The organism is Acinetobacter sp. YH12200 (genome assembly GCF_013418175.1).
GTDB classification, from domain to species: domain Bacteria; phylum Pseudomonadota; class Gammaproteobacteria; order Pseudomonadales; family Moraxellaceae; genus Acinetobacter; species Acinetobacter pseudolwoffii.
Map to the genome: position 1 here is coordinate 73,719 of NZ_VPCO01000008.1, position 12,392 is coordinate 86,110.

The 12,392-nt window shown below is 42.5% G+C and carries 11 protein-coding genes and 2 pseudogenes; 9 read left to right on the top strand and 4 right to left on the bottom strand.

What is annotated here, in order from left to right:
• Positions 1 to 4 precede the first annotated feature (4 nt).
• Positions 5 to 2,632: an ATP-binding protein gene (locus FTU90_RS07175; RefSeq protein ID WP_180072115.1), complete on the top strand. Its 2,628-nt coding sequence runs from the start codon at positions 5 to 7 to the stop codon at positions 2,630 to 2,632.
• Positions 2,633 to 2,726: 94 nt separating this feature from the next.
• Here FTU90_RS07175 and grxD read toward each other — a convergent pair whose 3' ends face one another.
• A complete protein-coding gene (grxD, locus tag FTU90_RS07180; protein WP_004279738.1) occupies positions 2,727 to 3,068 on the bottom strand; it encodes a Grx4 family monothiol glutaredoxin in 342 nt (113 codons plus the stop codon).
• A gap of 160 nt (positions 3,069 to 3,228) precedes the next feature.
• On the opposite strand from grxD, the gene FTU90_RS07185 reads away from it, so the two are divergent.
• Positions 3,229 to 4,440, top strand: coding sequence for an aspartate aminotransferase family protein (locus tag FTU90_RS07185; RefSeq protein WP_005096487.1), 1,212 nt, complete (start codon positions 3,229 to 3,231; stop codon positions 4,438 to 4,440).
• Between the two features lie 57 nt (positions 4,441 to 4,497).
• On the opposite strand, the gene FTU90_RS07190 is transcribed toward FTU90_RS07185, so the two are convergent.
• From FTU90_RS07190 to surE, 3 genes are all read right to left on the bottom strand, one after another.
• Positions 4,498 to 5,427 carry a LysR family transcriptional regulator gene (locus FTU90_RS07190; protein WP_005096486.1) on the bottom strand — a complete coding sequence of 310 codons (930 nt, stop codon included), beginning with the start codon at positions 5,425 to 5,427 and terminating at the stop codon, positions 4,498 to 4,500.
• A 91-nt stretch (positions 5,428 to 5,518) separates the two neighbouring features.
• The gene (locus FTU90_RS07195) at positions 5,519 to 6,349 is read right to left on the bottom strand and encodes a peptidoglycan DD-metalloendopeptidase family protein (protein ID WP_005096485.1); all 831 of its coding nucleotides are present in this window, start codon (positions 6,347 to 6,349) and stop codon (positions 5,519 to 5,521) included.
• A gap of 95 nt (positions 6,350 to 6,444) precedes the next feature.
• Positions 6,445 to 7,233 carry a 5'/3'-nucleotidase SurE gene (surE, locus tag FTU90_RS07200; RefSeq protein ID WP_005171674.1) on the bottom strand — a complete coding sequence of 263 codons (789 nt, stop codon included), beginning with the start codon at positions 7,231 to 7,233 and terminating at the stop codon, positions 6,445 to 6,447.
• A gap of 111 nt (positions 7,234 to 7,344) precedes the next feature.
• Here surE and FTU90_RS07205 point away from each other — a divergent pair, with 111 nt between their 5' ends.
• The 7 genes and pseudogenes from FTU90_RS07205 to FTU90_RS07235 all read left to right on the top strand — a co-directional run bounded on the left by FTU90_RS07205 (position 7,345) and on the right by FTU90_RS07235 (position 12,392).
• Entirely contained in the window at positions 7,345 to 7,716 is a 372-nt protein-coding gene (locus FTU90_RS07205; RefSeq protein WP_005096482.1) for an MCR_0457 family protein, read from the top strand.
• 162 nt (positions 7,717 to 7,878) lie between these two features.
• Positions 7,879 to 8,259 (top strand): MCR_0457 family protein, encoded by a 381-nt coding sequence (locus FTU90_RS07210; RefSeq protein ID WP_005096480.1) that lies wholly within the window; start codon positions 7,879 to 7,881, stop codon positions 8,257 to 8,259.
• Between the two features lie 128 nt (positions 8,260 to 8,387).
• Positions 8,388 to 9,536, top strand: coding sequence for a D-alanyl-D-alanine carboxypeptidase PBP5/6 (dacC, locus tag FTU90_RS07215; RefSeq protein ID WP_005096478.1), 1,149 nt, complete (start codon positions 8,388 to 8,390; stop codon positions 9,534 to 9,536).
• A 114-nt stretch (positions 9,537 to 9,650) separates the two neighbouring features.
• Positions 9,651 to 10,181 (top strand): gamma carbonic anhydrase family protein, encoded by a 531-nt coding sequence (locus tag FTU90_RS07220; RefSeq protein WP_180072117.1) that lies wholly within the window; start codon positions 9,651 to 9,653, stop codon positions 10,179 to 10,181.
• Positions 10,182 to 10,768: 587 nt separating this feature from the next.
• Positions 10,769 to 11,200 (top strand): annotated as a pseudogene (locus tag FTU90_RS07225) (transposase); the annotation flags it as partial.
• A 109-nt stretch (positions 11,201 to 11,309) separates the two neighbouring features.
• Positions 11,310 to 11,599: pseudogene (locus FTU90_RS07230) on the top strand (transposase); the annotation flags it as partial.
• 307 nt (positions 11,600 to 11,906) lie between these two features.
• Positions 11,907 to 12,392, top strand: a complete 486-nt coding sequence (locus FTU90_RS07235; protein WP_180072119.1) for an NUDIX hydrolase — start codon at positions 11,907 to 11,909, stop codon at positions 12,390 to 12,392.

The following is a 12,392-nucleotide window of genomic DNA, read 5'->3' on the forward strand; positions in this document are numbered from 1 at the left end:
AACAGTGACCCAGAGACTCGATCAAATTAATTCTTCTATTGCCAGCAACACCAGCACAACTCCACAAAAAATCCGCTCAGATTTACTTATCTCTGCATTTGAACAAAGCGAAATTAAAAATACTCTGGACCATACCCGGTTAACATCCACCCAGCTGACGCACATTCCAAACTTAGAAAAAATTCCTGCGTCAACCAAACGGATCAAGCCCCTGAATAACTTTTTGGGCCAAGATCGCGCACGCGCCTCAGTTGAGGCCGGGATTGCCCTGCCTTATTCCGGCTATAACATTTTTGCTGTCGGTACCGCAGGTCTCGGTAAACGCACCATGGTGAAGCGTTTGCTGCAACAGCACGCCAAAACTATGGAAACACCCAATGATTGGGTCTACGTCAATAACTTTCAGAACCAGCGTCAGCCGATTGCACTAGAACTGCCCTCGGGTCAGGGCCCAAAATTCCAAGCCATGTTGAATCAAAGCTGGCAAACGATCCTCAAGCAGCTTGAGCGCCGTTTTACCGCGGAAACCTATCACAACCGCATTGAAATGATTCGTCAGGAAACTGGCGATGAACAGCAACAGGCGCTGATCGAACTCACCAAAGAAGGTGCAGAACTCGATCTGAAACTGATCTCGCGACACGATGAACACTGCTTTGTTCCCGTACATCTGATTGATGACAAATTACAGGAAATGACTCAGGAAGATCTGAATGCACTGAACAATCAGGATCGGGCCGAATTGGCGACCAATATGCGCTATATGGACAAAAAACTGGAGCGTCTGGGTTTGCATCTGGGTGATCTGGAAGATGATGCACGCGACCGTGTTCAGATTCTGAATCGTGATATTGCCAAACAGGTGGTGGTGCCACGTGTAGAACAGATTTTATCCAAGTTCAAACATGTGCAAGGCTTGGAACATTATCTAAAATATTATGCCGAAGATATTATCAATAATGTCGAAATCGTGCTGGAACAGGAAGAGGATGATTTCACCCCGGCACTATTCAGCCGCGTACCGGCACGTTATCAGGCCAACGTGATTATTACCCACAAGCCGAATAGCGGTGCGCCAGTCATCTTTGAAGATTTTCCAACACATTACAATTTACTTGGTCATGTGGAACAGCTAACCCAAAATGGCACGATCACCACGGACTTCACCCTGATTCGTCACGGAACGTTGCATAAAGCCAATGGCGGCTTTCTGATGCTGGAAGCGGAACAATTACTGGAACAGCCTTATGCATGGCAAGGTTTGAAGCGTGCGCTTAAATCCGGGCATTTAAAACTGTCTTCACTTGAGCATATGATCACGCTAACCGGCAGTATTTCAATTGAACCGGCATCGATTCCATTGAACATTAAAGTGATCTTGCTGGCCGAGCCTGAAATTTATTATGAAATTCTAGAGCTTGAACCGGAGCTAGGCAGCATCTTTAAAATCCGTGCTGATTTTACCGATACATTACAACGTAATGACGACAACGAGCAGGCCTATATGCAGCTGATTGCCGACTATGTGCAATCGGATAAATTATTGCCTTTTGACCGTTCTGCTTTGGCTGCACTGCTCACAGATTCCAGCCGTCAGGCCGAAGACCAAAGCTCACTATCATTACATGCCCTGACCTTGGGTGACCTGATTCGTGAAGCGCATCATCATGCCTTTCAGGCCGGTGACAAGATGGTCTCGGAAAAACATATCAATACTGCACTCGATCATCGTAAATATCGCTTAGGCTATTTGCGTGAGTTATACTGGCAGGATCTGACCCGTGGTACACAGCTAATCGAAACCCGTGGCCATCGTCTGGGACAGATTAATGCTTTGTCGGTAATTCATTATGCCGATGTCGAATTTGGCCTTCCTTCACGCCTGACTGCTTCGGTGTATCAAGGGGGTGGTGACATTCTCGACATTGAGCGCAGTGTGGAACTCGGTGGCTCCTTGCATGCCAAAGGCGTGTTATTGATGTCGTCTTTCCTGAAAGCACATTTTGGTCGTGAACAGACCCTGCACTTCTCTGCTGCGCTGGCCTTTGAACAAAGCTATGGTCAGGTCGATGGTGACAGTGCCACAGTCGCAGAACTGTCTGCCCTGCTCTCTGCGATTAGCCAGTTACCGATTGATCAATCCTGGGCCATTACCGGCTCTATGAACCAGTTGGGACAAGTACAGCCAGTGGGCGGTGTCAATGCCAAAATTGAAGGTTTCTTTGATGCCTGCAAGCTGCAAGGTCTGACCGGCAAACAAGGCGTGATTATTCCACGTCAGAATATGCAGCATCTGATGCTGCGTAAAGATGTCACCATTGCTGTCGAAGAAGGTCAGTTCCATATTCATGCGATTGATACCATTGATCAGGCGCTGGAAATCCTGATGGCGCGTCCGGTCGGCACCTTGGATAAAAAAGGTCGCTATAGCAAAAATTCAATCTATGCCGCGGTGATGGCACAGCTGGATTACTGGCAAGCGATTGAAGATGGTGGTGAGCTGGTCGAATTACCGAAGAAAAAGAAAAAAAAGAAGAAGAAAAAAGACAAGAAGCAAATTGTTGAGCCACACACTGAACTTGAAGCAGGTCATGCAATAGCTCAAAAGCCAAATGCAGCAACAGAAGATTAATCCGGTCGTTGCTCTATCTTTAAAATAGCAATAAAAAAGCGCTTCTCAATGAAGCGCTTTTTTAACATCTGGCTTGATTTAAATCTTAATTTAATTAAGCATCAGCCGCCGGACTGTACTGTTCAACCAAAGGCTTTAATTCGCCTTTTTGGAACATGTCGAGCATGATATCGCTCCCACCGATCAATTCACCATTGATCCAAAGCTGTGGAAATGTCGGCCAGTTGGCGATTTGTGGTAACATCGCACGAATGTCCTGATTTTCCAGAATGTTTACATAAGCAAACGGACGACCAATCTGACTGAGTGCTTCTACTGCACGTGCAGAAAAACCACATTGTGGAAATTGCGGTGTGCCTTTCATATAAAGAAGTACTGCATGTTTAGCAATTTGGTCACGAATTAACGCTTCGGTATCGCGTGCTTGTTCAGTCATTGATAAATCCTCAACTCATCTGTCTGGCATTATACCCAAATCCAGACAAAACAGTATGTCTAAAGCAATAATTCCAATTTTATTTACAATTACCCTTTAAATCTGAGCGGGTTTTTGCTTATATAAGTTTTTCTTTCCACCTAACAGTTAAGAGTTAGTCATGAATAATATTACCCTCGCACCGGTACAAACTGATCAACCTTCTCACTTGATGCCTGTATTTGGCCGTCAACCGATCAGCTTTGTCCGAGGACGAGGTGCATATCTTTATACCGAAGATGGTACAGAGTATTTAGATGCATTAACCGGAATTGCAGTATGTGGTCTGGGTCATGCGCATCCAGTCATTGCCGAAGCAATTGCTGATCAGGCTGCGACCTTGATTCATACCAGCAACCTGTTTGAAGTGCCTTGGCAAACTGCGGCAGCACAAAAACTGGCCGAAGTCGCGGGTATGGAAGAAGTATTCTTCTCCAACAGTGGCGCAGAATCAAATGAAGGTGCAATCAAAATTGCACGTAAATTCGGTCATATGCAAGGCATTTCTTCACCCAAAATTATTGTGGCGGATCGTTCTTTCCATGGCCGTACCATGGCCACCCTTTCTGCAACAGGCAATAAAAAAGTTCAGGAAGGCTTTGGCCCGCTGGTCGAAGGTTTTATTCGTGTACCTTTTGGTGATCTCGAAGCGATTGAAGAGGCAGCGCTTCATCATCCGGATATCGTAGCCATTTTAGTTGAGCCCATTCAGGGTGAAGGTGGTGTAAATACCGCACCTCAAGGTTTCAGCTATCTCGAAGAGATTCGTCAAATCTGTAACCAGCACAACTGGTTGATGATGCTAGATGAAGTGCAAACCGGGAATGGCCGTACGGGCAAATATTTTGCTTATCAGCACACCAGCATTATTCCTGATGTACTGACCACAGCCAAAGGCTTGGGTAATGGTTTCCCGATTGGTGCCGTCATGACTCAAGGTCGTGGTGTAGGTGTATTAACTGCCGGTAATCATGGTTCGACTTATAGTGGTACAGCTTTGGGTTCACGTGTGGTCTACACCATTCTCGATATTATGCAAAAAGAAAATATCGTCGCCAATGCTGCGGAAAAAGGCGCTTATATCGTGGATCAACTACGCAACAAACTGGCCGATCAAAATGTGAGCGTGCGTGGTTTCGGTCTGATGATCGGAATTGAATTACCGAAAGAATGTACTGAGCTGGTCGCAATTGCACGTGATGAATACAAAACCATCATCAATGTGACTGCCGGTAATGTGGTTCGCCTGTTGCCTACCCTGAACATTACTCAGGAACAGGCTGATCAGCTGATTGAGCGTTTAGTGAAAATGATCAACGCTTTTTTGGCCTAAACCCTGCGCTTAAAAACAAAAAAGCCGCTTGAAAGCGGCTTTTTTATATTCTGTATCTTATGATGCGGCTTGTAAAATACGCCCACCAGAAATCTGGTCAAAATATTGTTTCAATGTATCTAGGCAACGAAGAATTTTTGTCGGTTGTTGCTCACGTTTCGGCATGACTGCATATAGTGTAATCGGTGGAAGTCGCCATTCAGGCAAAACTTCAACCAAAGTGCCATTCAGTAAGTCTTTTTTCGCATCGAGATATAAAATCTTGGCAATCCCATTGCCCTGCAAGCACATCGATTTTGCCACCAGACCATTATTGGTACTGAAACGGGATTTCAGTTCAAAATCGGCTTTTTCTGCAGTATTGACATTTTGAAACTGGAAATACTGATGATTTTTGATATGGGTCAAAGGCAGCACATCATGATTTTTAAGATCATCAGGACGTGAAATAATGGTGCTCTGATTAATATAACTCGGTGTCGCCACCAGAATTTGCTCAATCTGCATCAATGGCACCACCTGAAGATTGTGCTCATCATTTTTCTGTTCAAATCTTAAGGCGATATCGATACGCCCATCGAACAAATCAACCTCATGATTATTGGTTTCCAGATGTACTGCCAGGCCACGATGTGCGGACATCCAGTGAGAAAGTGCAGGAATCACATGATTCGCGCACAATTCTGGCAAAGCGACAATGCGCAGTTCACCCACAAGATCATCGCGTAATTCATTGATTCGGACTTTACCGCGCTCTGCAGCAGATAGCATTTCCTGGCAACTGTAGAAAAAAGCTTGTCCCGCTTCCGTCAAACTTAACTTTCTCGTTGAACGATTTAAAAGTACCACTTCCATATCATGTTCTAATGAGCGAATTTGTTGACTCACGGCGCTGGTCGTAATCCCTAATTCACGGGCAGCACCGCTAAACGAGTTTTTTTCTACAACACAAGCAAAAACACCCATTGCTCGAAGTTGATCTAACATAAATTTCCCTCTAAACTTATGAGATGCCTCATCATTTGATAAAAGCAACTTATTGTATTATACGGCGAAATTCACGTTTTGCATTATTTATTTAATTGTTTGGTAAAACTGTAGTTGGATTAATCGGTTTGCCGTCTAAGCGCACCTGAAATTCAAGCATGGTTCGCGTTGTACCAGTTGAACCCATTTCTGCAATTTTTTGCCCCGCTTTTACATTCTGTCCGCTTTTTACATCCAGTTTGCTGTTATGGGCATAAGCCGTAATATAGCCATTAATATGCTTCACCAACACCAGATTGCCATATTCTTTCAGGCCATCTGCAGCATAAACAACCTGCCCGTCTGCTGCTGCAAACACCGGATCACCGACATTGCCGCTATAGCGTGTGCCCTTGATATTAGATGCCAGATTATACTGCTGCAAAACTGGGCCATTAGACGGTTTTACCCAACCTAAACCCGCGGCAGTAGAGACGGGTGTCATTGGCGCCGGCGTGCTCACACGCGGTGTAGTCTGCACGGTGGTCGCTGGTGTAACTGGTGCCGGTGTTGGTACTGCAATCGTTTGACGCTGGATAGGGGCTGCCTGAGTCACTGCCTGCGTGCTGGTACTGCGACGTACGGTATTATTTTTCAGGCGGATCGACTGTCCCACATAAATCCGGTAAGGTGCAGCAATATCATTCATCTCGGCAACACTGATATAGTTCAGTCCATAACGTGCTGCGATCCCACTCAATGTATCTCCTGAACGTACCGTATAGAAATCAGGAGCTGTCGCATAACGCGTCGCATTATTTACTTGAGGTTTGGTTGCACAACCGGTGATTACTCCTGTAGAAATAACAACGGTTGATAAAACTAGGGTTTTAATCAGGGCTGCAGGCGAAGCAACAACACATTTCGGTAACACCAAGAACATTATCTTCCTCTCTAAGATCTATACGGTTGCAAAATCCCGTTAAGATTAGCAAAGTTTTACTGCAATATACTTGCAATCGCGAGTTTTTCACAAAGTTATAACACTGAGAACGCATTTTCTGCCAATTGTGTTTGAAGATTCCGCAAAACCTCATAGTTGGTGGCATCCATCTGAATCGGAGTAATGCTGACATAGCCATTGGCCACAGCAAAGAAGTCCGAGTCAATCTCGCTCAACCCTTGCTTGGGTTCTGCTACTGCTTCTCCAGACAGTCCAATCCAGTACACCTGACGACCACGTGGGTCAACATGACTGGTGATGGGCTTCGACTGACGGCGGCGGCCTTGATAAGTCACTTTTTCACCCTGTAATTCAGCCATATCCGGAATATTGATATTAAAAATATGACGCTCAGGAAGAACCGGCAAACCGCGTGCAATAAAATCATGTACCCAGTTGGCAGCCAGCTGATAATCCTGAGGGTGTTGATAGCTGCGTACATTCGGCCCACTCAATGACACCGCAATAGCAGGATGTTTACTTAAGCGACCTTCAAAGGCTGCCCCGACTGTACCGGAATACAAGACATCATCCCCCAGATTGGCACCACTATTAATACCGCTGACCACCAGATCAAATTCAAAGTCAAACAGGCCGTTCATAGCCAGATAAACACAATCTGCCGGAGTACCATTGACAGCCCAGACATCGGGAGAAATCTGAATCAGGCGTAAAGGTCGGTCCAGAGTCAAAGCACTGGAGTAACCACTGCGCTCACTTTCTGGCGCTACAATAACAATCCTCCCCAAAGGTTTTAGAGCCTGTGCCAATGCCTGAATACCCGGTGCAAACACACCATCATCATTTGAAACTAAAATATTCACTGAAAAATCTCGTCGCGCTAAAAAATGACTGGTTAGGACATTTAATTGTATTAGTGCTGGAATTATATATATTTACTGCTCGACATCCATCTTTAAAATATGTGGCTCAAGATGATTAAAAAATTCTCTTTATTTAGTGCTTTCGCTTTAAGCCTGGCAGTATCTGTTTCTCCTTCAGTTATGGCGAGCGAGCTGACTGTTGACGAAAACAATACCATTGTGAAAGAAGACATCGCATCGGCACAAGTCATGGCTGAGGTTTGCCCGGCTATGATTGGCCAAAATGCAAAATTAGACAGCATTATTCAGACTCTCATCCAGTCTTATCTTGCAGACTACTCAGATAAAGGCATGAGCTATCAAAAACTACAGGCAGATAGCGAATATAAATCTTTACTGGAAGAAGCCCGTCAGGGTGCCAAACAAACCAGTACTGACGAACAAAAAACCGTATGCGAAGAGATTCTGGATTACCAGGGCTAAGCTAGATAAATCTTCAAATAAGACGGTGTAAACATCGTCTTATTTTCTCTTACAGATTTCTTCATAATTCTACAGCTTCGCTACATTTTCCCACTTTTCAATTTCAAAAATAAGTTTAAGCTAGGCAAATTATTGTTCTAAATCTATTTTTTGAGTTTTTTAATGAAATATCCATTACTTCAAGCCATGACACTTTGTGCAGCTTCTGCCGCGACTCTTTTAGGCACCTCTGCATTTGCAGCCAATGAAAATATCAATGTCACACCAACCCAGCAAGTGACCAAGCAGGAACTGGCTGCGATTTATGTTCTTTCAGAAATCTGCCCGAGCATGGTTAAGGACAAGTCACAGTTCAATCAGGGCTATACCAAGCTGGTAACTGAATATATGCCAGGTCAGCGCAATCCGGTTGCAAGCTTAAACCAGATGGTTCAACAGAACGATTTCCGCAGTATTCTGGCTGAAGCACAATCTGATGCCAAGAAAGCTGGCAAGAAAAAAAATCAGGTGATTTGTAATGAATTAACCACCTATAACAATTAACCTGCTTTTCTGCCGATTACTTACAATACTTTTGAAATAAGACCGGGTTTCCCATAGAAGTCCGCCTAGCTTTATCCTAAAATGCTAGGCTCTTCGTGCTTACATCAAGATATAGGAACCCACTAGAAATGACCCAAAAAACTGCCCTTGCTGCATTATTATTAGTTCCTAGTTTTAGCTTTGCAGCAACTGTCCTATCTGCACCACCAGAATTGAATAATAAATCCTACGTGCTAATGGACTATGAGACAGGGCAACTTCTCGCTTCAAAAAATGAAAATGAAAAATTAGCCCCTGCTTCAATGACCAAGATGATGACCAGCTACATCATCGAACAAAAACTATTGAGCGGTGAACTCACTGAAGATGAACAGGTTCGCATGAATGAGTCAGCATGGTGTCGCGGTAGTAGCGCGGAATCATGTATGTATGTGCCTTTAAACGGTACGGCCACTGCACTTGAAATGCTGCGCGGAATTATTATTCAATCGGGTAATGATGCATCTAAGGCCATGGCTGAACATATTGCAGGGAACGAGGGTACCTTTGCACATATGATGAATCAGGAAGCCAAACGTATTGGCATGACCAATACCAGCTTTATCAATTCAACCGGTATGCCTGCTGAAGGTCATTATTCGACTGCCAAAGATATGGCAACGCTGGCACAGCACATCATTAAAGACAGTTCCAAGTATTATCCGATTTATGCTGAAAAAGAATTTACCTTTAATGGCATCAAGCAAGGTAACCGTAATGCCCTGCTGTATACCGACCCAAGTGTAGATGGCTTAAAAACAGGTCATACCAATGAAGCAGGGTATTGCTTGACCACGTCGTCTAAACGTGGCCCTACTCGCTTGATTTCAGTTATTTTTGGTGCACCTACCATGCAGGAACGTGCAACGCAGACACGTGAATTGCTGGCTTGGGGTTATGCGAACTTCGAAACCAAAAATGTTCAACCAGCTAAACAGGTACTTGCTAAAGCCAAAGTCTGGTTTGGTAAGGAAGATGAAGTTCAAATCGGACTTGCTGAAAACTTTAATGTGACCATGCCTAAAGGTCAGGCCAATGCGATTAAAACCCAGCTGGTGGTTCAACCGAAACTGACTGCACCATTACAACCGGGGCAAGTTGTCGGTAAATATGTTGCGACTCTGGATGGTAAAGTCATTTCAGAAAAACCTCTTGTGGCTTTGAATGCAGTGGAAGAAGCGGGTTTCTTCGCGCGTATGCTCGACCATATCAAACAGTTCTTTAGCAACTTGTTCTAAGTCTAAATAGACCATTTCAGTCTTGGACTAAGACCAAAGCACTCATTCAGATGGGTGCTTTTTATTTTATACTATGCACATGATCCTTCATCATCATTTATCGGACAGATCGTTATGAGCCAAAATATTCGTTCTTATTTAGATATGACCCCACAGATTGATGCTTCCTGTTATGTCGATCCGATGGGAATTGTGGTCGGCGATGTGGTTTTGGCTGAAAATGTTTCGGTATGGCCTTTTGCCGTAATTCGGGGTGATGTGAATCATATTCGGATTGGTAAAAACTCAAATGTACAAGATCACTCGATGTTGCATGTCAGCCATAAGAAAGCCGATAAGCCTGAAGGTTCGCCTTTAATTATTGGTGAAGATGTCACCATTGGCCATCATGTCAAACTACATGGTTGTACCATTGGCAATCGTGTTTTGGTCGGTATTGGTACGATTATTCTGGATGATGTGATTGTTGAAGATGATGTAATGATTGGCGCGGGTTCGCTTGTTCCACCCAATAAGGTTCTAGAAAGCGGTTATTTGTATGTAGGTAGCCCGGTAAAGAAAGTACGTCCACTCACGGATAAAGAAAAAGAATTTTTACCGTATTCGGCACAAAATTATGTGAAGGTTTCGGGGAATTACAAATAAAATATAAAGTCAGATACAGAGTTTCTGTTTAAGCCGATGCTTTTATTCAATGTATCGACTTAAACAGAACAGAATTGATCAAATAGTCTGTTTAAAACTTTCTAAATGGATCAATATTTTTATTCTTGTACTCAAGAAAAGTAAGGGCTGCTGCTATAAAAAATAAACAAGCCACTCCCAAGAAAAAATTATCATGAACACTAACCCCCAAACCTACAAGCCCAACACCTATAAGTATAAGTAAACAAATTAAAAAGCGATAGAAATTTAACAGCATAAAAGTCTCGAATGAATATATTCAAAGCCGCTTATTAGGTAGCCACAAATCCCAATGTAAATCAGGAGAAAACAAATTACCTCAACATCACAAAAATTATACAATAAAAGTTAATTAATTAGTATTTTTTATTATAATTCTTGAAAAGTGTGTTCTATTTGTTATTTTTATTCTCATACTGCTAGGTTACCCAAACCTGTCTGTAAAAAGTTTATCTAACCTGATTTTGATATAAAAAAAGAGTAGAAAAAAAGCCCTAAATTTATAACATGTTGGTTTTAAAGAAAAAATTGTAAAAAAAAGCTTTTCAATGGCCCATATTACCGAATTATTTTGTATATTGGACGATTTTTGCAAAAAATTTAATGAGTCTTTAGAGAAATTTTTAATTTCTGATCAAAAATCTAGGTTGAAAAAGTCAGCCTTAAGCTTGTCTGAAGCAATGACGATTGTCATTTTATTTCATCAATCCGGGTTTAGATTCTTCAAATATTTTTATTGCCAAATGATCGTTCCATTCTGGAAATCCGCTTTTTCTCAACTTCTTAGCTACAACCGCTTTATTGAAAGCATGCCTCGTTGTTTACAAGCTTTGAATAGTTTCTTCCATCAAGTTAAAAGAAAAGATACAAGGATCAGCATTATTGATTCCACTAAATTGGTTGTTTGCCATAATCTTCGAATTCAAAGACATCGTGTATTTAAAGGCTTAGCGGGTCGTGGGAAAAGTAGTACCGGGTGGTTTTATGGTTTTATGGTTTTATGGTTTTATGGTTTTATGGTTTTATGGTTTTATGGTTTTATGGTTTTATGGTTTTATGGTTTTATGGTTTTATGGTTTTATGGTTTTATGGTTTTATGGTTTTAAATTACATCTGATTATCAACAATTTAGGTGAAATTATTAATCCCAAACTTAGATCGGGAAATGTTCACGATGTTGCTGTACTGGAATCTTTAACTCAAGAATTAAAAGGAGTTTTACTCGGAGATAAGGCTATTTGAGCAAAGCTGAAGCTTTAGCAGCCAGAAGACTAAAAATATTGCCCCCATCACGCAGGAATATGAAAAACAAACCCGTTCATACTGAAGAAGAAAAACAATTGCCTTGTAAAAGAGAATTGATTGAAACAGTGAATGATCTGTATTAGCTCAAACCTGAGCTGACAGTTATACATTTTTTTATTGGATCTTTCAGGTTAAATTTGAGCTTTTAATTGATAATTCCCTGCCCCCCACTTCCTTTCTAGTACACTTTTTAAACTCATCCACTTTCTGATAAGCGAAGATCAAAACACATTAATAGCACTGATTCCTACATGGTAGAATCCCATTCATCTTAAAACCTCTAATCACAATCATTTAAACAATCAAAGAAACCCCCTCTCATCATAGCCACACACCCCAAAATTTTATACAATAGTGCATCATTTTCCATGGTGCTGCTTTATGACCGCTTGGACTGCTCACGTCACTGTCGCAACCGTCGTCGAAAAAGACGGAAAATTCCTGTTTGTCGAAGAACATACAGAAGCTGTGACACACACCGTATTTAATCAGCCAGCAGGTCATGTGGAATGCGGTGAAACCATTATCGAAGCCGCAATTCGTGAAACCATGGAAGAGACCGGACATACGGTTGAAGTAACTCATCTTTTAGGGATGTATACCTATACCCCGCCGATGTTTCCGGATCGTACATATTTTCGTTTCTGTTTTTTAGCCAAATCCATTGACTATGACTCAAATGCCATTTTAGATACAGATATTGTCGGCGCAGTCTGGATGACGCTCGATGAACTGATTGAATCTGCTCGCGCACGTAGTCCATTGGTGATTAAAGCCGTACAAGATGCGCTTTCAGGTCAAAAATATCCTTTATCGCTCATTTACGAGCACCAAAATTCTCCCTTAATTTCAAATTTGGATGCCTAA